The sequence below is a fragment of the Achromobacter sp. 1L-A-4-B-C2 genome (assembly GCF_057291955.1).
The window spans coordinates 466,386-490,136 of sequence record NZ_JBXAWP010000002.1 but is presented as its reverse complement, the minus strand read 5'-3'; the positions used below and the strand labels follow the sequence as shown (position 1 = coordinate 490,136).

The 23,751-nt window shown below is 66.9% G+C and carries 21 protein-coding genes; 10 read left to right on the top strand and 11 right to left on the bottom strand.

The annotated features are described in order from the left end of the window. Nucleotides 1-31: 31 nt before the first annotated feature. From AC0Z35_RS09630 to AC0Z35_RS09595, 8 genes are all read left to right on the top strand, one after another. Nucleotides 32-916 carry a ParB N-terminal domain-containing protein gene (locus AC0Z35_RS09630; protein WP_046807231.1) on the top strand — a complete coding sequence of 295 codons (885 nt, stop codon included), beginning with the start codon at nt 32-34 and terminating at the stop codon, nt 914-916. Between the two features lie 169 nt (nt 917-1,085). Next, nucleotides 1,086-1,766 carry an RraA family protein gene (locus tag AC0Z35_RS09625; protein ID WP_046807208.1) on the top strand — a complete coding sequence of 227 codons (681 nt, stop codon included), beginning with the start codon at nt 1,086-1,088 and terminating at the stop codon, nt 1,764-1,766. Next, nucleotides 1,763-2,965 carry an aminotransferase class I/II-fold pyridoxal phosphate-dependent enzyme gene (locus AC0Z35_RS09620; RefSeq protein WP_485131840.1) on the top strand — a complete coding sequence of 401 codons (1,203 nt, stop codon included), beginning with the start codon at nt 1,763-1,765 and terminating at the stop codon, nt 2,963-2,965. Before AC0Z35_RS09625 ends, AC0Z35_RS09620 begins: the two co-directional genes overlap by 4 nt. 39 nt (nt 2,966-3,004) lie before the next feature. Continuing rightward, entirely contained in the window at nt 3,005-3,826 is an 822-nt protein-coding gene (locus tag AC0Z35_RS09615) for an ABC transporter substrate-binding protein (protein WP_485131839.1), read from the top strand. A gap of 31 nt (nt 3,827-3,857) precedes the next feature. Further along, nucleotides 3,858-4,547, top strand: a complete 690-nt coding sequence (locus AC0Z35_RS09610; protein ID WP_046807206.1) for an amino acid ABC transporter permease — start codon at nt 3,858-3,860, stop codon at nt 4,545-4,547. Beyond that, a complete protein-coding gene (locus tag AC0Z35_RS09605; protein ID WP_046807205.1) occupies nt 4,540-5,229 on the top strand; it encodes an amino acid ABC transporter permease in 690 nt (229 codons plus the stop codon). Before AC0Z35_RS09610 ends, AC0Z35_RS09605 begins: the two co-directional genes overlap by 8 nt. 11 nt (nt 5,230-5,240) lie before the next feature. Then, nucleotides 5,241-5,975, top strand: coding sequence for an amino acid ABC transporter ATP-binding protein (locus AC0Z35_RS09600; protein ID WP_104143844.1), 735 nt, complete (start codon nt 5,241-5,243; stop codon nt 5,973-5,975). Between the two features lie 34 nt (nt 5,976-6,009). Beyond that, a complete protein-coding gene (locus tag AC0Z35_RS09595) occupies nt 6,010-6,969 on the top strand; it encodes a LysR family transcriptional regulator (RefSeq protein WP_104143846.1) in 960 nt (319 codons plus the stop codon). Nucleotides 6,970-7,052: 83 nt separating this feature from the next. On the opposite strand, the gene AC0Z35_RS09590 is transcribed toward AC0Z35_RS09595, so the two are convergent. From AC0Z35_RS09590 to AC0Z35_RS09570, 5 genes are all read right to left on the bottom strand, one after another. Beyond that, nucleotides 7,053-7,466 (bottom strand): I78 family peptidase inhibitor, encoded by a 414-nt coding sequence (locus AC0Z35_RS09590; protein ID WP_046807203.1) that lies wholly within the window; start codon nt 7,464-7,466, stop codon nt 7,053-7,055. A gap of 157 nt (nt 7,467-7,623) precedes the next feature. Next, nucleotides 7,624-10,863, bottom strand: coding sequence for an error-prone DNA polymerase (locus AC0Z35_RS09585; RefSeq protein WP_485131838.1), 3,240 nt, complete (start codon nt 10,861-10,863; stop codon nt 7,624-7,626). 10 nt (nt 10,864-10,873) lie between these two features. Then, nucleotides 10,874-12,343 carry a Y-family DNA polymerase gene (locus AC0Z35_RS09580; protein WP_104143847.1) on the bottom strand — a complete coding sequence of 490 codons (1,470 nt, stop codon included), beginning with the start codon at nt 12,341-12,343 and terminating at the stop codon, nt 10,874-10,876. Then, entirely contained in the window at nt 12,273-12,977 is a 705-nt protein-coding gene (gene imuA / locus AC0Z35_RS09575; protein WP_046807200.1) for a translesion DNA synthesis-associated protein ImuA, read from the bottom strand. Before imuA ends, AC0Z35_RS09580 begins: the two co-directional genes overlap by 71 nt. A gap of 105 nt (nt 12,978-13,082) precedes the next feature. Continuing rightward, nucleotides 13,083-14,573, bottom strand: coding sequence for an amino acid permease (locus AC0Z35_RS09570; RefSeq protein WP_104143849.1), 1,491 nt, complete (start codon nt 14,571-14,573; stop codon nt 13,083-13,085). A 258-nt stretch (nt 14,574-14,831) separates the two neighbouring features. Between AC0Z35_RS09570 and ypfH the strand changes: the two genes are divergently transcribed. Then, a complete protein-coding gene (gene ypfH, locus AC0Z35_RS09565) occupies nt 14,832-15,536 on the top strand; it encodes an esterase (protein ID WP_219992399.1) in 705 nt (234 codons plus the stop codon). Nucleotides 15,537-15,543: 7 nt separating this feature from the next. Continuing rightward, nucleotides 15,544-16,353, top strand: coding sequence for an IclR family transcriptional regulator (locus AC0Z35_RS09560; RefSeq protein ID WP_046807854.1), 810 nt, complete (start codon nt 15,544-15,546; stop codon nt 16,351-16,353). 173 nt (nt 16,354-16,526) lie between these two features. Here the strand turns inward: AC0Z35_RS09560 and AC0Z35_RS09555 are convergent, their stop codons facing one another. The 6 genes from AC0Z35_RS09555 to AC0Z35_RS09530 all read right to left on the bottom strand — a co-directional run bounded on the left by AC0Z35_RS09555 (nt 16,527) and on the right by AC0Z35_RS09530 (nt 23,749). Then, nucleotides 16,527-17,321, bottom strand: a complete 795-nt coding sequence (locus AC0Z35_RS09555; protein WP_485131837.1) for an SDR family NAD(P)-dependent oxidoreductase — start codon at nt 17,319-17,321, stop codon at nt 16,527-16,529. A 1-nt stretch (nt 17,322) separates the two neighbouring features. After that, nucleotides 17,323-18,300, bottom strand: coding sequence for a Bug family tripartite tricarboxylate transporter substrate binding protein (locus tag AC0Z35_RS09550; RefSeq protein ID WP_485131836.1), 978 nt, complete (start codon nt 18,298-18,300; stop codon nt 17,323-17,325). Nucleotides 18,301-18,455: 155 nt separating this feature from the next. Beyond that, nucleotides 18,456-20,183: a thiamine pyrophosphate-binding protein gene (locus AC0Z35_RS09545; RefSeq protein ID WP_485131835.1), complete on the bottom strand. Its 1,728-nt coding sequence runs from the start codon at nt 20,181-20,183 to the stop codon at nt 18,456-18,458. 20 nt (nt 20,184-20,203) lie between these two features. Next, nucleotides 20,204-21,037, bottom strand: coding sequence for a hypothetical protein (locus AC0Z35_RS09540; RefSeq protein WP_485131834.1), 834 nt, complete (start codon nt 21,035-21,037; stop codon nt 20,204-20,206). Between the two features lie 309 nt (nt 21,038-21,346). Further along, on the bottom strand, nt 21,347-22,768 hold the full coding sequence (locus AC0Z35_RS09535) for an efflux transporter outer membrane subunit (RefSeq protein WP_485131833.1): 1,422 nt from the start codon (nt 22,766-22,768) through the stop codon (nt 21,347-21,349). Between the two features lie 63 nt (nt 22,769-22,831). Then, on the bottom strand, nt 22,832-23,749 hold the full coding sequence (locus AC0Z35_RS09530) for an HlyD family secretion protein (RefSeq protein WP_319300581.1): 918 nt from the start codon (nt 23,747-23,749) through the stop codon (nt 22,832-22,834). Nucleotides 23,750-23,751 lie beyond the last annotated feature (2 nt).

Below are 23,751 nucleotides of genomic sequence, written 5' to 3'. Positions count from 1 at the left end.
ACTGCTTGGCAAGATAAACCAATTGGACACCATGGAAATCAGGATTGACGAGGGCCTACGCGCCTATATAGACCCTTTGACCGAAGACGAGCACGAGGCACTGGAGCGCAGCCTGCTTGCCGAGGGCTGCCGCGATGCGCTGGTGCTGTGGGGCGACCTGCTGGTGGACGGCCACAACCGTTATGCCTTGTGCAAGAAGCACGGCATCGAATTTCAGACGCGTCAGAACACCACGTTCAAGTCGATGGAAGACGTGCACCTGTGGATGATTGAAAACCACCTGGGCCGACGCAGCGTGTCGGACTTCCAGCGCGGCGTGCTGGCGCTGCGCAAAAAAGAAATCCTGCTGGCGCGCACGCCGCCGGAAGCCGCGACGCCGCCGGAAGGCGAAGCGGAGGACGGGTCCCCGCCTTGGGACGAATCCGACGCGCCGCCCAGCGTGGATGGCGCGCCGCGCCTGCCGCCCAATATCTCGTGGACGCCGCCCGTGCCCAGCCGCCAGGCATTGGCGCGCGCCGCGCGCATCAGCAGCAATACGCTGGGCCAGATCGAAAAAATCCAGAAGGACGCCGCGCCCGAACTGGTGCGCGCCGTGAAAGAGGGCGCCATTTCGATCAACGCGGCGGCGGCGGTGGCCTCGTTGCCGCCCGAGCGTCAGGCCGCAGCGGTGGCCGGCGGCAAGAAAGAGCTGCAACAGGCCGCCCGCGAAGTGCGTCTGGCCAAGGCCCCGCCGCCGCGCGAAGCCCCGCCCGAAGTCCCCATCGAGCACATCGCGGATCTGCCCGCCGAAGTGGCCCGCCTGCGCGGGGTGTTGGCGCGCGTGACCGAAGAACGCGATCAGCTGAAAAAGAAGGTCATGCACCTGACGATCGCGCTGTCCGAGGCGCGGGGCGCCAGCAATGGCGGGGATGATTGACGGGGATTGGCCCGGGTTGATCAGGGGAAGGGATAACCCTTAACGTCCGGATATAAGAAAAAAATTCGTGGTCGGCTGGGAATTTATATCGTTTTGAGGAAAGGCGGCCGGGGCCTTGTAATGCGTATTCGCTTAACCGCTAGACGCATCCACCCCCATCGACTTTCTTATGACTCCCATCGGATTTCGCATTCTTTCCCGGTCGGCCCCGGCCGTGGCCGCCGACGTACTGGCCGGCTTTGCCGATATCGGCTCGGCCCAGATCAGCGACTGCATGAACCGCCTTTACGGCGTGGCGGACTTGCGTCCGATGCACGGCGGCACGCGCCGCATGGTCGGCCTGGCGCTGACCGTGAAGACGCGGCCGGGCGATAACCTGATGATCCATCAGGCAATTTCCATGGGCGGGGCAGGCGACGTCATCGTGGTCGATGGCGCCGGCGACACCAGCAACGCGCTGGTCGGCGAACTGATGATGATGGATGCGCAGTCGCGCGGCATCGCTGGCTTTGTCATCGACGGCGCGGTGCGCGATGTGGACGTCTTCGGCCAGGGTGAATTTGGCTGCTTTGCGCGCGGCGTTGCGCACAAAGGCCCCTACAAGGACGGCCCGGGCGAAATCAATGTGGCGGTATCGGTCGGCGGGCAGGTCGTTCACGCCGGGGATGTCGTCGTGGGCGATGCCGATGGCGTGGTGGTAATTCCCGCCGAACACGCGGCCGCCGTGCTGGCATTGGCGCAAAAGAAAGAAGCCGACGAAGCCGTCGCCAAGGAAAAGCTGCGCGCGGGCACGTACACCAAACCCTGGTTGGCCAAGACCATTCTTGAAAAAACCGGGGGTGCACAATGAGCATCATTGCCGACCGCATCAAGCGCATCAAGCTGTCGCCCAGCGTTGCCGCGCGCGCCATCATTGCGCAGCTGCGCGAACAGGGCCGCCGCATCATCGACCTGACCATAGGCGAGCCTGATTTTTCAACGCCCGAACATATCCGCCAGGCGGCCACGGCCGCGATGAACCGGGGCGAAACCAAGTACCCGCCCGCGCAGGGCACCGTGGCGTTGCGCCGGGCCGCGCGCGCGCAGTTGCTGGATGCGACCGGCGTGGACTATCCCGTGGCGCGGATCATCGTCAGTACCGGCGCCAAGCAAGTGATTTTCAACGGCCTGGCCGCCACGCTCAATGACGGCGACGAGGTTCTGATTCCCGCGCCGTTCTGGGTGTCTTACCCGGATATGGTGCTGGTCAATGGCGGCGTGCCGGTGGCGGTGACGACGTCTCCCGCGTCGGACTACAAGGTCACGCCGCAGGCGCTGGAAGCCGCCATCACGCCGCGCACCAAGTGGCTGATGATGAACGCGCCCAGCAACCCCACGGGGTCGGTCTATACCGCCGAGGAATTGCGCGGGCTGACCGATGTGCTCAAGCGCCATCCGCACGTGTGGTTGATGACGGACGACATCTACGCCCGCCTGAATTTCACGGGCGAGCCCACGGTGCATCCGTTGCAGGTGGCGCCCGAGCTGGCTGACCGCACGCTGGTGGTCAACGGCGTGTCCAAGGCGTACGCCATGACGGGCTGGCGCATCGGCTATGGCGCCGGGCCCGACGAATTGATCAAGGCGATGGCGATACTGCAATCGCAAAGCACGTCCGGCGCGTCGTCCGTCAGCCAGGCGGCGGCGCTGGAAGCGCTGTCCGGTCCGCAGGATTGTGTGGCGGAATTTGCGCGCATCTTCCAGCAACGCCGCGACCTGGCCGTGGCCGAGCTGTCCGGCGCGCCGGGGCTGACCATCGTGGTGCCGCAAGGCGCGTTCTATGTGTTCCCGGATTGCTCGGGCCTGCTGGGCAAGAAGACGCCCTCGGGCGAGGTGATCGCCACCGACACCGACTTGACGCATTACCTGCTGCGCGAAGCGGGCGTGGCCGTGATCGACGGCAACGCCTATGGCGCGCCGGGCACGTTCCGTTTGTCGTTCGCGGCATCGATGGACGATATCAAGCAAGGATGTGCCGCGATCCGCGAGGCCTGCGCCAAGCTGTCGTGAATGCCGTTTGACCAACACAACATACAAGGGGAATCATCCATGAAACGTCATACTTTTTTTGCAGCTTGCCTGGGCCTGGCCACGTTGGCCGTCGGCGCTGCCGCGCAAGCAGATCAGGTCGAGGACATCAAGGCGCGCGGCGAACTGGTTTGCGGCACGCTGGGCACGTCGCAGCCGTTCAGCTTCCAGGACGGCGCCACGCGCCAGTTGGTGGGCTATGACGTGGACGTGTGCAAACTGGTTGCCGACAAGCTGGGCGTGAAGATCAGCTACAAGCTGCTATCGGTGGCGGCGCGCGTGCCGGAGCTGAACGAAGGGCGCGTGGACATCCTGGCCGCCAACCTGGGTTATTCGCCGGATCGCGCCGAACAGATCGCGTTCAGCCACGCCTACTACGTCAGCCCGCAAAAGCTGCTGGTGCGCAAGGATTCGGGCTTTGATTCGATTGACGCGCTGAACGGCCGCCGCATCGGCGCCACCAAGGGTTCCAGCTCGGAACGCGAGATCAAGCGCATCCTGAACAAGTCGCAGGTGATTGGTTATGGCGACAGTTCGGCCACGTATCTGGCCTTGCAGCAAAAGAAGGTGGACGCGCAGTTTGCCTCTGAACTGGTGCTGGTGCGGCTGGTGCTGCAAAGCCCGCCCACGGCGCCCGTCAGCGTGATTGCCAAGTCGGTGTTCGACGAACCCTGGGGCCTGGGCGTGCGCAAGTCCGAGCCGCGCATGCTGCAAACGGTGAACCAGGCCCTGGACGAAGCCGAAAGCTCGGGCGCGGCCGCCAAGCTGTTCGACAAGTGGTTCGGCCCGACCACCCCCTACAAGCTGGAGCGCGGTTTCAAGATCGGCCCCATCGCCGGCTGATGCCCGCGCAACCGCCAGGGGCCGACGCTTTATGAGCCTGCTAGACGCTTCCCAATACCAGCTGCTGTTCAGCGGCATGGTGGTCACCGTGCAACTGTTCTTCGTTGCGTGGGTCATGGCCTTCGCCATCGCGGTGACGCTGGTGGTGGTGCGCGCCACCAACCTGGCGCCGTGCCGCTGGGTGGTGGACGCGTATGTCGAATACCACCGCAACGTGCCGCTGTTGGTGCAGGTATTGTTCTGGTATTTCGGCATGCCCGAGCTGCTGCCCGAAGGGCTGCGAATGTGGCTCTACGATCACAACGCCGAGATGTCGCTGGCGGCGATTGCGCTGGCGCTGGGCTCGGCCGCGTACATCGCCGAGGACATCCGCAGCGGCCTGCGCGCCATACCGTGGACGCAGTTCGAGGCGGCGCGCGCGCTGGGCGCGAGCTACCTGCAATGCATGCGCTTCGTGATCGTGCCGCAGGCGCTGCGCATTTCCATTCCGCCCTTGGTCGGCCGCGCGTTGCTGCTGTTCAAGAACACCAGCGTCGCGATGGCGATCGGCGTGATGGAGCTGACCTACCAGGCGCGCGAGATCGAAAACGAAACCTATCGCACCTTCGCCACCTTCGGTGCGGCAACGATCATGTACCTGCTGGGATCGTTCCTGATCATGGCGGTGGGGTCGCGCATCTACGCCCGTTATCGTTTGAATCGCGGAGGCCACGGTGCTTGATCTGCTGTCGCAATACTGGCCGACGCTGCTGGTCGGCCAATACCCCAACGGGCCCCTGGGCGGTCTGGCGCTGACGCTGATCCTGGCGGCGCTGGGGCTGCTGATGTCCTTGCCGCTGGCGCTGCTGATTGCGCTGGCCCGCGTCAGCCCGTTCGGCGCGCTGCGCGTAGCCAGCAAGGCGCTGGTCAACATGGTGCGCGGCATGCCGCTGCTGATGCTGATCTTCTGGGCGTACTTCGTGGTGCCCAAGCTGACGGGGCAGGTGGTCAGCGGTTTCTGGACGCTGATTTTTGCGCTGGTCGTCTACGAAAGCGCCTATCTGTCGGAGGTGATCCGGTCGGGCATCGAGGCGGTGCCGCGCGGCCAGATCGAGGCGTCCCGGTCGCTGGGCGTGGGTTACTGGACCACGATGCGCAAGGTGGTGCTGCCGCAGGCGCTGTTTAACGTGTTGCCCAGCATGACCAGTCAGTTCGTGTCCACGATCAAGGAAACGTCGCTGGGCTACGTCATCAGCGTCAATGAACTGACGTTTGCCGCCAACCAGATCAACAACCTGGTGCTGACGCAGCCGCTGCAAGTGTTCGGCATCCTGGCCATCATCTATTTCCTGGTGTGCTTCAGCCTGAGCCGCGGCTTGAGCTGGCTGGACCTGCATATCCGCCGCTCGCGCGCCATGGCTTAACGGAAAGAATCATGATCAAGCTTGAAAAAGTGAACAAGTGGTATGGCGAACATCACGTGCTCAAGGATGTCGACCTGTCGGTGGCGCGTGGTGAAGTGCTGGTGGTGTGCGGGCCGTCGGGTTCGGGCAAGTCGACGATGATCCGCACGGTGAACCGGCTGGAACCCATCGAAAAAGGCCGCATCCTGATCGATGGGGCCGACATCTACCAAAAGGGCGCCAACTTGAATGCGCTGCGCCAGAAGATCGGTTTCGTGTTTCAGCAGTTCAACCTGTTTCCGCACATGAGCGTACTGGAAAACGTGATCTTCGCGCCGGTCAACATCCGCAAGCAGCCACGCAAGCAGGCGGTGGAACTGGCGCGTGCCTTGCTGGAACGGGTCGGGTTGTTGAACAAGATCGATGCCTATCCGGGTTCGCTGTCGGGCGGTCAGCAGCAACGCGTGGCGATTGCCCGTGCGTTGGCGTTGCAGCCGCCGGTGATGTTGTTCGACGAGCCGACCAGCGCGCTGGACCCGGAAATGGTGGGCGAGGTGTTGCAGGTGATGAAGGGCCTGGCCAAGGACGGCATGACGATGGTCTGCGTGACACATGAAATGGGTTTCGCGCGCGACGTCTGCGACCGCGTCGTTTTCATGGATGGCGGCGAGATCCTGGAGGTCGACACGCCCGAGCGCTTTTTCAGCGCGCCGTCGCATCCGCGCGCGCAGCGCTTCCTGGCCGACATCCTGCATCCGCGCGGCTAGCGCCGCCTGCCGCGATGGTAATGTGAGGGTTTCCATGCGTTTCGCCTCGACCGCCGCGATGTACACCCTTAAACAGCTAGAGGCTTTTTACTGGAGCTCCGAACTGGGCAGCTTCAGCGCATCTTCCCGAAAACTGCACACGACCCAATCGGCGGTGGCCAAGCGGGTGGGCGAACTCGAAGCGTTTGCGGGCTCGCCCTTGTTCGAGCGGCGCGCCAAGAAACTGGTGATGACGCCGCAAGGCCGCAAGCTGTTCGAACTGGCGCGCGAGATGCTGGACCTGAACAGCCGCATCGTGCAGAACATGGCCGACCCCGCCAGTTTCGAAGGCGTGGTGCGGCTGGGCGTGACCGAACTGGTCGGCATGACCTGGCTGGCGCGGCTGATCAACCAGATCAGCCAGCGCTATCCGCGCGTGCAGCTGATGCCCGAGATCGACGGTGGCATCACGCTGTACGAACGGCTGGAACAAGACCAGTTGGACCTGGCCATCATGCCGGGGCCTTTCTGGAGCTACCAATACGACTGCACGCACCTGGGCGCCGTCACCAACGTCTGGATGGCCAGCCCCGCGCTGGACATTGATTTCCAGGCGCGCTTGTCACCCCAGGACCTGGCGCCGTATCCGGTGATTTCGCAGCCGACCAATTCCGCGCTGTCGCATCTGTATGACGCCTGGTTCGCGGAACAGGGCTTGCCCGTCAAGCGGGTGTTGACCTGCAACAGCCTGGGGATGATGGCGCAGTTGACGATGCTGGGGCTGGGCATCAGCTATCTGCCTGGCGCCTACTTTGCGCCGCTGGTCGAGCGCGGCGCGCTGTGCCAGTTGAATGTGCAGCCCGATCTGCCCACGATCAATTACTACGCGGTGCACAAGAAAAACATCGTCAACCCGATTGTGTCGCGGGTGATCGACATTGCGCGCGAGGAATGCGCGTTCGAAGTGGCGGGGGCATTCCTGCCCCACGTGCCACCCACGCCGCCCGCGGCCTGAGGCGGCCTGCCGGGGCGGGGATGGCGGAATGGGACGGGGATGGGCGCGACGGCCGGCGCCGTCTTGCCTTGGATGCCGCCGGATCAGCCGCAGCGAATCGCGGTCATGACGTCTTTGTCATCCACGATCAGGTTCAAGCGGGTGGCGTTGTATTCCATGGTCACGAGTTGACCGGGGCGCAAAATGCGCGCCGTGCTGCTGCCGCTGCGGGTACGCAGGTCTTCCATGGTAGAGGTCGTGGCCTTTTGGCCGATCTGCGATTGCAGCGCGGCCGCATCGCAAGTCTTGGTGCCGTAGCCCGGCATGGCCGAGCCGCCTGCCGACCCGCCATAGGATGAGCCGCCGAAAGTAGAGCCACCGGACGCGCTGGATGCGCCGGAAGAGGAAGACGCGCTGGAGGAGCTGGATGCCGACGACGCGCCGGACGAAGACGTCCCGGTATTGGCGCATGCGGTCAGGCTGGCAATCAGAAGGAAAGGGATCAGCTTGCGGATCATGTAAAGCTCCTTACAACTACTCGACGACGAAAAAGCCATGATAGACCAGCCTTGGCGCGCTGTAATCAGGGATCAGCGAGCACCTGAAATCTGATCGGTTTTGGCGTTGGTTTGCCCCGTGGGCATGCCGATTCGGGAACTTGACAAGCGCGTGACGTCAATGAAAATTCCGGCTATGCGCCGCCAGGCCGCCCAGCAGGTCGGACAGGTCCACCAGGCGTTGGGCGATCAGGTGGCGGATGCCGTCGACGCTTTGCCAGGTGCCGTAGACGCCCAGCAGTTTGGCCCCGAGTAGTTCGCGGCGTTGGCGTTCGATCAGGTCGGGGCGGACGACGACGTTGACGGGGCCGGTTTCGTCTTCCAGGGTTACGAAGATGACGCCCTTGGAGGTTTGTGGCCGTTGGCGCACGGTGACGATGCCGCAGGCGCGGGCGACGCGTTTGTCGGGGTAGCCGTTCAGGACCTCGGCGGGTTGGAAGTTGCGAGCGGCCAGTTGGGGGCGTAGCAGCGCGACCGGGTGGCTGTGCAGCGTCAGGCCCAGGCTGCGGTAATCGGCGGCCACGGTCTGGCTTTCGGACGGGGCCGACAGCTGGGGGGCCTGCGTTTCGACGATGGCGGCGTCGCGCAGCAGGTCGCGGCTTTGTACGCTGGCGGCGGCTTCCCAGCTGGCTTGGCGGCGGTGGCCGGCCAGCGTGCGCAGCGCGTCGCCGGCGGCCAGCACGTTCAGGTCGTGGCGGTTCAGGGTGGCGCGGCGGGCCAGGTCGCCGGTGTCGGCAAAGGGCGCCTGTGCGCGCGCCTGTTCGATGCGCCGGGCGGCGTCTTCGCGCATGCCTTGCAGCAGGTTCAGACCCAGCCGCACGGCCGGGCGCGCCTGGTCGGCAGGCGGCGAATGCGGGCGGGGGCGGCGCCGGGCGCCGGGGTGGTCGGCGGGCAGGGCTTCCAGCGCGGATTCCCAGCCGCTGACGGTGACGTCGGCGGGCAGCACACAGACGCCGTGGCGGCGGGCGTCCTGCACCAGTTGGGCGGGGGCGTAGAACCCCATGGGTTGGGAATTGAGCAGGGCGGCCAGGAAGGCCTCGGGTTCGTGGCGCTTGAGCCAGGAACTGAAGTACGCCAGCAGGGCGAAGCTGGCGGCATGGCTTTCCGGGAACCCGTATTCGCCAAACCCCTCGACCTGCCGGAACAGCGCTTCGGCGAATTCCAGCTTGTAGCCGTGCGCCAGCAGGCCACCCACCAGCTTGATGCGGAATTTGTCCACGCCGCCCTTGCGTTTCCAGGCGGCCATGGAGCGGCGCAACTGGTCGGCCTCGCCCGGGGTGAAGCCGGCGGCCACCACGGCAATCTGCATCACCTGTTCCTGGAAGATGGGCACGCCCATGGTGCGGCTGAGCACGCCTCGGACCTTCTCGCTGGGATAGGTTTCGGCTTCCTTGCCCTGGCGGCGGCGCAGGTAGGGGTGGACCATGCCGCCCTGGATCGGGCCGGGGCGCACGATGGCCACTTGCACGACCAGGTCGTAGTATTTGCGCGGGCGCAGGCGGGGCAGCATCGTCATCTGCGCGCGTGATTCGATCTGGAACACGCCCACCGTGTCGGCCTCGCAGATCATGTCGTAGGTGGCTTCGTCGCCTTCGGGTATGTCTTGCAGCGCCAGCGGCCGGCCCCGGCGCTGGCCGGCCAGTTCCAGCGTGCGGCGCAGGGCGGACAGCATGCCCAGCGCCAGCACGTCCACTTTCAGCAGTTTCAGCGCGTCCAGGTCGTCTTTGTCCCATTGCACGACGCTGCGGTCCTGCATGGCGGCGTTTTCAATGGGCACCAGCCGCGACAGCTTGCCGCGTGAAATCACAAAGCCGCCGGGGTGCTGCGACAGGTGGCGTGGAAAGCCCATCATGGTTTGCGCCAGCGACGCCCATTGCCGCGCCACGCGCGATTCCGGGTCCAGCCCGCAGGTGCCCAGCGTGCGCAGCATTTCCTTTTTGCCGTCCCACCATTGATGGGCGCGCGCCACCGCGTCGATGACGCCCAGGTCCACGCCCAGTGCGCTGCCGGTGTCGCGCAGCACACTGCGCGGCCGGTACGAAATGACCACGGCGGTCAGGGCGGCGCGGTCGCGTCCGTATTTGTCGTAGATGTACTGGATGACTTCTTCGCGGCGCTGGTGTTCGAAGTCCACGTCGATGTCGGGAGGTTCGTTGCGTTCCTTGCTGATGAAACGTTCAAACAGGTTGTTGCCTCGGGCCGGATCGACGGCGGTGATGCCCAGGCAATAACAGACGGCGGAGTTGGCGGCGGACCCCCGGCCCTGGCACAGGATGCCCTGGCTGCGCGCGTACTGGACGATGTCGTAGACGGTCAGGAAATACGCTTCGTAGTGCAGCTCGCCGATCAGGTCGAGTTCTTTTTCGATCTGGGCTTCGACGTTTTCCGGGACGCCGGCAGGAAAGCGGCGGGCGGCGCCGGCCAGGGTTTCCTGGCGCAGATAAGAGGCGGGCGTGTGGCCGGGCGGCACGACCTCGTCGGGGTATTCGTAGCGCAGTTCGTCCAGCGAAAACGCGCAGCGGCGCGCCACCACCAGGGTCTGCGCCAGCGCGTCGGGCGGATACAGGTTGGCCAGGCGCATGCGGGTGCGCAGATGCTGCTCGGCATTTTCGGACAATTCGTAGCCGCACTGGGCGACGGTCTGGCGGGTGCGGATGCCGGCCAGCGTGTCGTGCAGGGGCTTGCGCGACCGCACATGCATCTGCACCTGGCCCACCGCTACGACGGGCAGCTCGGCCTGGCGGGCGGCGTGTTCGACGGCGGCGCGGTGCTGGTCGTCGCGCGACCGGTACAGCAGGTTCAAGCCGACCCAGGCGCGGTTGGCAAACACGCGTGCCAGCCAGCGCGCCTGCTCGGCCAGGCGGTCGGCGTCGGTGCCGTAGGCGGGCGTCAGGATGGCCAGGCATTCGGGTAACTGGCGCAGGTGTTCGTAGCCCTTGGGCGGGTGGGTCAGGTCTTCGGGGGCCAGCTGGTATTCGCCCTTGGGGGCGCGGGTGCGGGCCAGCGTGATGAGTTCGGACAGGTTGCCGTAGCCTTCGCGGGTTTGCGCCAGCAGGGTCAGGCCCAGCGGGGCGGCGTCGGGCGCGGCGCGCAGCTGGAACGTGGCGCCGATGATCAGCGGCAGCTTCTGGGTCTTGGCCTCCATGTGGGCGCGAACCACGCCGGCCAGCGAGCATTCGTCGGTCAGCGCCAGCGCGGCGTAGCCGAGTTCCGCCGCGCGCGCGACCAGTTCTTCCGGGTGCGAGGCGCCTTGCAGGAAGGAAAAGTTCGACTGGCATTGCAGCTCGGCGTAGCCGGGCAGGGTGGCTAACGCAGCGGGGTCGGCCGGGTCGGACGGGTCGTAGGGATCGTCTTGCATGGGGCCGGCCTTAAGCGTACAGCCCGTGCAGGAACCAGCGCGCGTGTTCGGCGTCGCGTTCGCGGTAGATCCAGTAGCGCGCCGCCGCCGCGTCTTCGGCAACGAAGTAATCGCGCACGGTCAGGGCCGGGTCCCACCAGCCGCTTTCGATGCGTTCCGGCCCGCGCACCAGCCGCAGCGGCTGGCCGCCGTACTGGGGGCGATGACCCGACAGCTTCAAGGCCAGCGGCGTTTCCAGCAGCCAGAAGGGGCGGTCAAGCAAGGGCGGCAGGGGCTGGGGCGGGCGCGGGGTGGCCAGCGCATCGCCCCAGGAATTGGCGGCTTCGGGGCGGTGGTCGGGCGTGGGATGGGCATGGCGCACCTGGTCGCGACCCAGCCGGGCCACCAGCAGATCCAGCAGCCGGGCGTGGTCGGCCGCAGTGCCGCCGGGCTCGGGAAACAAGGTGGTGCTGACGGCGGGCTGTTCCACGGTGTCGGGCGCCAGCAGCGATACGGCGATGACGGGCGCTTCCAGCGTGACGTGGTTCAGCTTTTCGCGCAGCAGGTGCAAGATCTGCGGCGCCTGCCAGACCGGTTGCGCCAGCGCCAGTTCCAGTTCGGTGGGCGGGCGGGCATGGCGGCCGCGTTCGTGTTCCATGCAGAGCACCACGCGGCGCACCGCCAGTTGCCGGGCGGTAAGCCAGCCGCCCAGCTGCTCGGCCAGGCGGCGCGCCACTGCCAGCACGGCGTCGGTGTGCTCGACGTAGTCCATGAGTTCGATGCGCCGGGAAAACTGGTTGGGCGGTTCGATCCAGCGATACAGTTCGGGCGCCTGGCCATAGGCGGCGTCCAGGGCCGGCAGAAGGTCGGGCGCGCTGCGCCGTTGCAGGCCGGCGCGCGGCAGGGCGCGCAGGTCGGCCAGGGTATGGCAGCCGATGTCGCCCAGCCAGTCCAGCCGCGCCTGCGCCTGGGGCAGCAGCGCCACTGGCAGGGCGTCCAGCCGGCGGGCCAGCGTGGGCAGGGTGAGCGTGCGCCGGGGCATGCGGCGGCCGGCCCGATGCGCCAGCAGCCAGGCGCCCCGGGCCGTGGGCGCCATGCCCAGCGACACGCGCAGGTCCAGCGCTTGCAGGGTGGCGCGTATGCGCCGGGCAAGCGCGCGCGGGCCGCCAAAGAACATCAGGCTGGCGCCCACGTTCAACAGCACGGTGTCGGCATCGCCCAGGGCAATTTCAGGGGTGTATTGCAGCAGCGCCAGCGCCGCGCCGTGCAGGGTGTCGGCTTCGGCTTGGGGCTGGCGGGGCAAGAGCTCGACCTGGGGGGCGATAACGGCCGCGCCGGCGCGGCGCATGCCCGGTTTGACGCCGGCCTGGCGGGCGGCGGGGGTGAGGGCGGCAACGCGTTCCTGGTCCAGGACGGCGAACGCGTGCCCCTCATGCGGCCAGTGCGGGCGTAGTACGTCCAGCGGCAGGCAGCGCAGGAAGGCGGCGATCCAGAGGCGCATGGCGGGGAGAAGACGGCGTAAGCGCGCCGGGCTCCAGGCCCACGTACAGCGGGGTGTCGCAGACAGGCCCCCGGCGCTTCAGAATATGAACGGATAAACCGCCCGGGGCCGGCGCAAGCGCCAGCCGCAACGGGGCGGGGGTGGCGTTTTGCGCGGCGCTGGCCGGGCGGATGGCAATGAACAGCAGGTCGCTGGCCTGGGCCGCCAGATGCAGGCGGCGCAGGGATTCGGGGCGCACGTGCGGCAACCAGCAGATCAGGGCGCCGCAACTGCCGTTTTTCAGGATTTGTTCCGTTGCCCACAGGGTGTCGACGGGTTTTTGCGGCGCCACCCACAGCAATTGCCGGGGGTCCAGCCGCCAGCTCATCCAGCTGGCGATGTGGGGCACGTGCGGCGGCTGGACCAGCGCAATGGGGCGGCGCGTTTCCAGCTGGGCCAGCGCCGGGCGCAGCAGGCGGATTTCGCCCACGCCCGGATGCGGCGTCAACAGTTCGATAAGAGACCCCAGCGGCCAGCCGCCGTCCGGCAGCTCGGCGGAAAGCGAAGCGTGCCCGGTAGGCAGGTTGCGCGCGGCGCCTTTAGCCAACTGGGTGGCGCGCCACAACGCGGGATGGATGCGTTCAGGAGTCATCATTACTGTATGAATATACAGTATTGTAGCTTCCTTTTTGTCGCCCTTCGGTGATCCCTTTGCTGCCCTTTTGTCACCCTTTTCGGGTGTCGGTCCGTCCGGCCAGGCCTATCCCCGATCCAGATCCAGCCCGTAAAAGCGCATGTCGCCGTAGCGCACCCAGCGCGATTTCTTCACCACGCGATGCCCGATCCACAGCGCCAGGAACAGCGGAATGGCCAGATACGTGGACACCACCCCGATCCAGTCGATGCGATCCTGCAAGAACGCCTGGTAGTTCTGGCCCAGCGTCACCACCAGGCACAGCACAAAGGCCAGCACCGGCCCAAACGGGAACAGGCCGGCCTTGTAGGGCAGGTCGGCCGTGTCGTAGCCGTGCCGCACGTAGCCCCGGCGAAAGCGGTAATGGCTGATCGCGATGCTTAACCAGACGATGAATTCCGTCATGCCCGCAAAATTCAGCAGCCAGATATAGACGGCCTTGGGGCTGTAGACCACGCTGAACAGGCACAGGCAGGCCAGTGCCGTGGTGGCCAGCAGCGCGTATAGCGGCACGCCGCCAGGCGTCAGCCGCTTGAACAGCGCGGGCGCCTGGCCCTCGGCCGCCATGTTGAACAGCATGCGGGTGGCGGCGTACATGCCCGAATTGCCGGCCGACAGCACCGACGTCAGGATCACCGCGTTCATCACGGTGGCGGCCGACAGCAGGCCGGCATGCTGGAACACCAGCGTGAAGGGGCTGACGGCAATGTCTTCCACTTCGTTGCGCAGCAGTTGCGGGTCGGTATAGGGCAGCAGCAGGCCGATGATCAGAATGGCCAGCACATAGAAAAGCAGGATGCGCCAGAACACGTTGTTGATGGCGCGCGGCACGTTGCGGCGCGGGTTTTCGGATTCGCCGGCGGCCACGCCCACCAGTTCGGTGCCCTGGAAGGAATAGGCCACCACCATGGCCACGCCGACCCAAGTGGCCGCGTTGCCCACGAAGGGCGCATCGCCGATGGTCCAGTTCACCAGGCCGACCTGATCGCCGCTGTGGATGATGCCCACCAGCATGCCCAGCCCGACGGCGATAAAGCACAGCACCGCCACCACCTTGATGATGGCGAACCAGTATTCGGCCTCGCCGAAGCTGCGCGCCGAAAACGCGTTCAGCCCGAAGGTCAGTGCCAAAAAGGCCACGCTCCATATCCAGCCCGGCGTGTCCGGCAGCCAGTACGCCATGACCAATTGGGCGGCCACCACGTCCACGGCGACGACCGTGGCCCAGCTGATCCAGAAATTCCATCCCAGCGCGAAGCCGAAGCCGGGGTCTACATAGCGCGACGCATAGGTGCAGAACGACCCGGACACCGGCATGAAGGTGGCAAGCTCGCCCAGGCTGGTCATGATGAAGTAGACCATCAGGCCGATCACCAGGTAGACGAGCAGGGCGCCGCCCGGCCCGGCTTGCGCGATGGCCGCGCCCGAGGCCACGAACAGGCCGGTGCCGATGGCTCCGCCCAGCGCTATCATCGTCAGGTGGCGCGCCTTGAGCACGCGGTGCAGCTGATTCCGGCTAGCGGGAGTCGCGCCAGAATCGGGGGTTTGTGTTTGCATTGCAGGGGGTCAAGGGGCCGCCGTGGCGGCATTCAGGCAAGGGGTGGGCGGGGTCTGGTCACGCTGGTGGCGACCAGGCAGCCAGGCGACCAGGCAGCCAGGCGACCAGGCAGCCAGGCGACCAGGCAGCCAGGCGACCGTCAGCCGGTCGCCACGCGGCCGCCAACGCCAAGCAGGCCGCCAACGGTAAAGCCGCGCATTTTACAATGCGGCCATCGCGGCGCAGTCCAGCGGCCCGGGCCAGCACGGAGCAGTTTCATGGCATCTACCGAATCTCTTGAATTCCTACCCGAGGCGGGCGTCGACGTGCGCCAGTTGTTCATCCTGCTGCACGGCGTGGGCGGGTCGCCCGATAACCTGCGGCCCTTGGCCCAGGCCGTGCGCGCGGCCTTCCCGACGGCGGCGGTGCTGGTGCCCGAGGGTTTCGAGCCCTTTGACGGCGGCAACGCCGGGCGCCAGTGGTTTTCGGTACGCGGCGTGACCGAAGATAATCGCGCCGAACGCGTGGCGGCGGCCATGCCACCCCTGGAAGCCTATGTGCGCCAGGCGCAGGCCCGCTTCAAGCTATTGCAGTCGGACACGGCGATCGCGGGCTTTTCGCAGGGCGCGATCATGGCGCTGGAACTGGTGCAGGCCCATGACGGCATGGCCGGCCGCATCATTGCGTTTTCGGGGCGCTATGCCCAATTGCCCAAGACCGCCCCGCAATTCACCACCTTGCACCTGCTGCATGGCGCCGACGACCCGATCATGAACGTGTCCCACATCCAGGCGGCCCAGGCCCGGCTGGAGGCGCTGCATGGCGATTCCACTATCGATATCGCCAGCCACGTCGGCCATGAACTGCATCCTGCGTTGATCGAACGCGCCATTGTCCGCTTGCAGACCTGCGTGCCGCTGCGCAGCTGGGAAGCGGCGCTGGGCCTGAACCAGACGCCGCCCGACGGCACTACGCTGCACTGATCGCGCGATGAGCACCGCGCGTTCTTCCGTGCCGGCCTCGCCGCGCGCCGCCGATTCCGTGGGTGGCGCGCAGAGCATTTTCCGGGTGCTGCGCCTGTTGAAATACGTGGGCGCCGCGCCCGCGCGTGGCGTGGGCTTGAGCGATGTCGTGCGCGACATCGGCCTGACGCCGCCCACCGCGCACCGCATGCTGTCGGCCTTGCTGCAAGAGGGTTTCCTGTCGCTGAACCCCAAGCTAAAGACCTATAGCCTGGGGCGCGAGTCTTACATCCTGGGCCTGGCAGCCGAAAGCCGCCATGGCATCAAGGCCATCGCCGAATCGGCCGTGTTGCGGCTGGCGCAGTCTACGGGCGATACCAGCTTTCTATCGGTGCGCTCGGGCCACGAAGCGGTGTGCGTGGACCGCAAGACGGGCGACTTTCCCATCAAGATCCTGACCCTGGAAGTGGGCCACCGGCGGCCGCTGGGCGTGGGGGCGGGCAGCCTGGCGCTGCTGGCGTTTTTGCCCAATGACGATATCGACCGCGTGCTGGCTCGTTACGACGCCACCACCGCGCCCGACCTGCCGTCCACCGACATGCTGCGCGAGGACATCGCCGCCGCGCGCAAGCAGGGCTATGCGCTGAACCCGGGGCGCATCATCCCCGACATGCTGGGCGTGGGGGTGCCGGTATTCGACCGTGAACAGAACGTGGTGGCCGCGCTGAGCGTGGCGGCGATCCGCTCGCGGCTGTCGGGGGCACGGCTGCATGATGTGGTGGCCGCGTTGCAACGCGCCGCGTCCGAACTGTCGGCGGATCTGCTGCCGCGCGCCTGAGCGCAGGCAGGTCGCAGCCCCAGCCACAACCACAGCCCCGACCCCAGGCACAACCACAACCACAGCCCCAACCCCAGGCACAACCACAGCCACAGCCCCAACCACAGCCCCAACCACAGCCCCAGCCACAACCACAGCCCCAGCCCCAACCCCATCCGGCGCCACAACCCCGGCTATCGCCCCGCGCACGCCTTGCCGCCATCGACCGGCAAGCACACCCCGGTGATGTATTTGGCCTCGTCGCTGGCCAGGAACAGGGCGGCATGCGCCACGTCCCAGGCGTCGCCCATCCGGCCCATCGGGCTGGCGGCGTTGCGGCGGCGGCGCATTTCCTCCACATCCTGGAACTGGCCGGCAATCTGCTGGTAGATCAGCGGCGTATCGATCACGCCGGGCAGCACCGCGTTGACGCGGATATTGTCCGGCGCGTAGCGCACCGCCAGCGACCGGGTCAGGTGGTTCAGCCCCGCCTTGGCCGCGTAGTAGGACGTGTACGGATAGGTGTTGACCTGAATCGAGGCCAGCGACGAAATGTTGACGATGCAGCCGCCGCCTTGCGCCAGCATGGCCGGCAGCACGTGCTTGCAGGTCAGGAACACGCCGGTCAGGTTGGTGTCCAGCACCCGATGCCAGCTTTCCTCTGACGCCTCGATGGGATCGCCCATTTCCGTAATGCCCACATTGTTGTGCAGGATGTCGATGCGGCCGGCCTCGTCCAGCACCCGCGCCACCACGGCCTGGATCTGCGCCGACTGCGTCACGTCGGCCACCAGCGCGCGGCACTGTCCGCCTTCGGCCTGGATGACGCGTTCGGTTTCCTGGGCGGCCTCTGCCCGCACATCCACCGCGTACACGCGTGCCCCTTCGCGTGCGTAGAGGGCGGCGGCGGCCTTGCCGTTGCCACATCCCGGCCCCGACGACCCCGCGCCGAACACCAGCGCGACCTTGTCCTTGACGCGTTGTCCCATGTCATTGCACCGAGATGTGGGCGAAGTCGGCCACCTTCTTCCACTTGGACACGTCCGCCTGGATCATCGCGCCGAACGCATCCGGCTTGTCCGCCACCACATAGGCGCCCACGCCCGCGTACTTGGCCTGCACGTCCGGGTCGGTCAGCGCCTTGCGCGATGCGTCGTTCAGCTTGGCCAACACATCCCTGGGCAGGCCGGCCGGGGCCAGCAGGCCGTTCCACATTTCGGCGTCGTAATCCGGCAGGCCCACTTCGGCAAAGGTGGGCACGTCGGGCAGTTGCGGCAGGCGCGCCTTGGCCGCCACCACGATGGCCCGCAGGTTGCCCGACTGGATGTGCGCCATGGACGAGGCGGCGGTGTCCCACAGTATCGGCACCTGTCCGGCGATGACGTCGTTCAAGGCCGGCCCCGTGCCGCGATACGGCACGTGCATCATGTCCAGGCCCGACAGCGATTTGTAGTACTCCATGGCCATGTGCGTGGCCCCGCCGTTGCCGGATGACGCATACGAATACTTGCCCGGCGCGCCCTTGACCAGCGCAAAGAACTGCGCGTAGTCCTTGGCCGGAAAGTTCTTGTTGACGACGATCACACCCGGCACACGGATGATCTGCGTGACGGGAGTGAAATCCTTGACGGCGTCGTAGGGCAGGTTCTGGTACACGGCCGAGTTGGTGCCGTTGGTACTGGATGTGCCCAGCAGCAGCGTGTAGCCGTCGGGCGCGGCGGACGCCACCGCGCGCGTGCCTACCGTGCCGCCCGCGCCGCCCCGGTTTTCCACCACCACCGGCTGGCCCAACTGCTTGCCCAGCGCTTCGGCAAAGATGCGGCCCACCACGTCGGACGTGCCGCCCGGCGGGAACGGAACGATCAGCCGCACCGGGCGGTCGGGGTAGTTGGACTGCGCGGCGGCCGCGCCCGACAGCGATACGGCAAGGGCCGCGGCCGCCAGGGTGATCCAGGTTCTTCTCTTCATGATGTTGTCTCCTTGCTTGATATTGTTGTGCGTCCGGTATTTGCGCGGATACCAGGCCTTGTGCCGGCCTGTGTGTCCGCTACGGGGTTGCTGCTACCTGCGTTCTGCTATCTGCGTTCTGCTGTATGCGTTCCGCCGTGTGCCCAGGCCGAAGATCATGCGATGCGGTCGCCGGGCTTGATCTTCGCCGCGCGGCTGTCCACCCCTGGCAGCATGTGCGCCGGGTCGCGCGTCACCACAACGTCCAGGATGGTGGGGCGGTCCTTGCACGCGTACGCGCTGGCCAACGCCGCCTGGATGTCGGCGGGGTCTTCCACGCGGATGCCGTTGCAGCCCAGCGCGCGCGCCACATTGGCGTAGTTGGTTTCCACCAGGTCCGACGATTGATAGCTGCCGCTGCCGTACATCAGATGCTGAAGCGCCTTGATATACCCCGACGCCGCGTTATTCACCACCACCAGCGTGAAGGCCAGGCCCATGCGCACCGCCGTTTCCAATTCGCCCAGCGACATATTGCAGCCGCCGTCCCCCGTCAGGCTGATGACTTGCCGACCCGGCGCGGCGGCCGCGGCGCCGATCGCGCCGGGAATGCCGTAGCCGATGGACGCAAAGCCCCGGTCCGGCACGAAGCCGCGCCCGGCGCGCTTGGTGTCGAACAGCAGGCCGCCCCAGTGCGCGGCAAAGCCGCCGTCCGCCACCAGGATGCCGTCTTCGGGCAGCGTCGCGTTGATCTCGTGCATCAGTCGCGCCATGCCGATGGGGCTATCCGGCGACGTCAGCTTGCTCTGCACGGATTCGCGCCACGTGTGCATCGCCTGGCCGACTTCGTCCGCGTAGGCTTGGCGGTCCGTTTGCAGCGGCTGGTCGGCCATGCGCTGGGCCAGCTCTTGCAGCGTGGCGCGGGCGTCGCCCCACAGACGCAGGGCGGGCGTGGTCGTGCGGTCAAATTCCTCGGCCACGATGTCCAGATGAATGACGGGGGCGCCGGCGCTCAACAGCTCGTAGCGGCGCGTGGCCACTTCGCCCAGCTTGCAGCCCACCACGAACAGGCAGTCGGCCTTGGCGATGAAGTCGTTGGCGATGCGGCTGTAGCGGCCGAACAGGCCGGCGTTAAGCGGGTCGCTGCACGCGATAGCGCCTTTGCCGCTCATGGTGTGGGCCACCGGGATGTTGAAGCGCTGCGCGAAGGCCTGCACTGCCGACGCGGCGTCGCTGATGTGCACGCCACCGCCGCACAGCATCAAGGGCCGCGCGGCGCCGGCCAGCATGCTGGCGGCTTGCGCCAAGTCGTCCGCGTCGGGACGGCAGCGCAGCGCCGGCGCGCGGCGGGTGTTGGCGCTGGCGTAGAACGCGTCGGCATCAAAGGCGTGGACCGCATGCGCGATGTCTTCGGGCACGTCCAGCACCACGGGGCCGGGGCGTCCGCTGGTGGCGACGGCGAAGGCGCGCCGTACCAATTCCGGAATGCGCTCGATCATCTCGATGCGCAGCACATCTTTCACCACCGGCCGCAGCACTTCCAGCTGGCGCGCTTCCTGCGTCATGTTCTTCCACGAATGCAGACGGTGCGAATCGCCCACCAGCGCCACCAGCGGCGTGCCGGCGTTGAAGGCTTCGGCCAGGCCGGTGACCAGATTCGTGGCGCCCGGCCCCAGCGTGGCGTCGCACACGCCGGGCCGCCCGGTGACCTTGGTGTAGGCGTCGGCGGCGAACACGGCGCAGCGCTCGTCGTTGATCAGGTGATGGTTCAGGTTCAAGCGACGCACGGCGTCGTAGAACGGCAGCAGCTGAAAGCCGCCCATGCCGAACATCAAGCCGACATCGTGCGCGGCGAACATGCGTGCGATGGCTTCGCCGCCCGTGATTTCCAGTTTTTCCGACATGCGAGGTGTGCTCCTGAGTCTTAAGTGTTGGCGCGCCCGTTGAGCAGGGCATCGATAAAGGTTTTCAGTGGGGTGCCGACGCGGCCGCCCAGATCACGGGCGCGCGCGTTGGCTGACGAGATCACGCCTTCGTCGTAGCAGGAGCGCGCGTCGCCGATGCAGGCGCTATCGGCCGACACGGTCAACGCGGCGATACCGCGCTGCTGCAACAGCGGCAGCCGGCCGGTGCCCGCGCCGTCACGGCCCATGCCGGCATCGTTGAAGGTGACCAGCCGGGGCGCGGCCCTGACGCCGTCGGTTTGCAGGCCGGCCAGGCGTTCGCCGTGCGATGCCGTGACGGCAATGCGGCCATCGTCGCGTTGATCCAGCAGCGATACGGAGTCCGCGCCGATGACTTGTGGCGTGCCATCGGCCGCCGCCCGCAACACCATGCGGGACTCGTTTTGCAACGTGGGCAGCGGGTAAACGGCTGACGACAGGGCCAGCCGCGCGGCGGCCTCGGCCACGCGCATGCCGGGCACGCAGCCCAAGGCCTGCGCCCGTAAATTGACGTGGCTGATGACGCCGCGGCGCAGCATGTCCGCGCCGTCGCCGATGCGGCAACTTTGATAGTCGGCGGTGGCGGCGGGCACGCCCCAGCGTTGCAGGTCCGACAGGCCGGCAATGCCCGCTTGCCGCAGCCCCAAGCCGGCGTCGTTCAGGATCACCGCCCGCACCCGGCCGCGCGCGGCGCAATAGGCGGCATAGCGTCCGCCGTGGGACCCGGCGATCACCACGCGGCCGGCGTCCGCGCTGCCGAGCTTGGTGATGCTGTCGAGCACACTGGCGTCGATTGTCGTGCCGTTTGATTCCATATTATGGATTTGTTTTATCGCGTTGCTGCCCCGGCGGGGCGAAGGCGAAGGGCGGGAGCCCCAGCTTGTCTCGTATCTTGATGTAGGTATGCACCGGATTCTACGGGCGCGAAAAGCCGTACGGCAATAATCCATCCATATTATGGAAATGGATTTGATGGGCGTGGCGAATCGGGATGGGCATCGCGGCCCGGCGCTGGCTCGGCGTGCTTCCGGCCGGCCGCGACAGGACGAAAAAAAGCGCCCGGTCGGGCGCTTTGGAATGCCGCCGCCTGCCAGGCGGGGCGTTTGTGCGAGAGGCGCGTCGGGCTACTTTTCCCAGCCGCCGCCCAAGGCCAGGAAAACGGCGATCTGGTCGCTGCTAAGTTCGGCTTGCGAGGCGGCCAGAGCGCTTTCGTTGGTGGCCAACGTACGTTCGGCGTCCAGCACGGTCAGGTAATCCGTCTTGCCGTACTGGAACAGGCGGCGCGCTTGCGAGGCCGCTTCGGCGCTTTGGTCGCGGGCGGCGCGCAAGGCGGCGTCACGGTCCAGCTGGCGGGCGTAGACCACCAGCGCGCTTTCCGTTTCGCGCAGCGCGTTCAGCACCGTGGCGTCAAAGCGCGCCACCGCCGCCTTCGTGCTGGCTTCGGCTTCGGCGATGCGGGCCTGCACCGCGCCCGTGTTCGGCAGGGTCCACGAGATCAGCGGACCCACGCTCCAGCTGAACGTGCCCCGGTCGCCGAACATGGCGGCCGGGCCGCCCGATGCGGCGGACAGGCCCAGCGTGACCTTGGGATACAGGTCGGCGGTGGCCACGCCGATGCGCGCGGTAGCCGCCGCCAGCGTGCGTTCGGCCTGGCGAATATCGGGGCGGCGGCGCAGCAGCTCGGCGCCATCGCCCACGGGGATGGTGTTGGTCAGGCGCGGCGCGGCGGCGCATTGCAGCAAGGATGCGGGGATGTCGTTCGGCGTTTGTCCCGTCAGCGCGGCCAGGCGGTACAGCGCCGTGCGCTGCTGCGCCTGGAAGGGCGGCAGGTTGGCCTGCAATTGTTCCAGCTGGCTGCGGGCACGCGTCACGTCCAGCGTGGTGCCCCGGCCGGCGCGCTGCAAGCGGCTGACCGCGTCCAGCGATTCCTTTTGCACCTGCACGGAGTGCTGGGCCGAGGCCAGCTGCATGCCCGCCGCGCACATGTTGGCGTAGGCGCGCGCGGTTTCGGCGGCCACGGTCACGCGGGTGGCATCGTAAGCGGCCTGGGCGGCTTGCGCATCGCCGGTGGCGGCTTCGATGGCGCGGCGGATCTGGCCGAACAGGTCCAGCTGGTACGACACGCTGGCGCCCGCGGAATAGGCCCAGTGGTTGGGCGGGTCGATCCCGGGTTGCAGCTCCTGCAAGCCGGACACATGGCCGAACGTGGGCGACGCATTCACGCCGATGCCGGGTTGCTGCTGCGCCTGCGATTCCTGCACGGCGGCCTGGGCACGCTCCAGATTGGCGCTGGCCACGCGCAGGTCGGTGTTGGCGGACAGTGCCTTTTCCACCAGCCCGTCCAGCACGGGATCGTTATACAGACGCCACCAATGGCCGGTCACTGCTTCCTGTGCAAACACCTTGGAGCCTGCCTCGACGAAGGGGGCGGCCGCGCTCTGTCGCTGGGCGACCGACGCGGCGGGCACCTGGTAATCAGGGCCCACGGTGGTGCATCCGGCCAGCGCAATGGCCAGCGTCAACGGCAGAAGAAATTTGGTGTTCATGGCAGCTACGGCTTGGCGTTGATATGAGAAGAAAGAAGGGTTGATGGGCGCGCGGTGCGGGGGTCAGCGGTTGGCGGTGTCGGCGGCGGCTTGCCGCGGTGCGGGCGTGGGGTCCACCGACACGGTGGCGGTCTGGCCGGCGACCAGTCGCACGCCCTCGGGCACGTCGTCGATCTTTACGCGCACCGGAATGCGCTGCGCCAGGCGCACCCAGTTGAAGGTCGGGTTCACGTTGGGCAGCAGGTTGGCGCCGGTGCTGCGGTCGCGGTCGGCAATGCCCATCGCGATGCTTTCGACGTGGCCGCGAATGTGGCGCGAATCGCCCATCAGCGTCACCGTGACGGGCGCGCCTTCGTGGATGCCGGGCAGCTTGGTTTCTTCGAAGTAGCCTTCGACGTAGAACGAGCCCGCGTCCACCAGCGCCATCACGCCGCGGCCCGCCGTGGCGTACGACCCCGCGCGCAGATCCAGGTTGGTGATGCGGCCATCGCTGGCGGCCACCACGCGGCTGCGTTCCAGGTTCAGGCGCGCCGTGTTCAGTTGCACCTGCGCCTGCGCCAGCGCGGCCTCGGTCTGCTGCACCTTGGTCTGGCTTTGCTCGACGGCTTCGGCGGCGACCAACTGGCCCAGCGATCGGTTGCGCTTGGCGTCGCGCAGCGCCTGCTCATGCGCCACCTGCTGCGAACGCACCGACGCTTGCGCCTGATCAAACGCCAGCTGGAAGCGGGCACGGTCAATTTCAAACAGCAAGTCGCCCGCCTTGACGTCCTGGTTGTCGTGCACGGGCACGCTGGTCACCAGTCCGGATACGTCGGGCGCCACTTGCACCACGTAGGCCTTGACCCGGCCGTCACGCGTCCAGGGCTCGACTTCATAGTGCACCCACAACTGCCAGCCGGCGTAGGCCGCGGCAGCGACGACGATGGCCGTCACCGCGAACTTGCCGATGGCGGCAGGGCGAAGGGCGTTGGGAAGTTTCATAC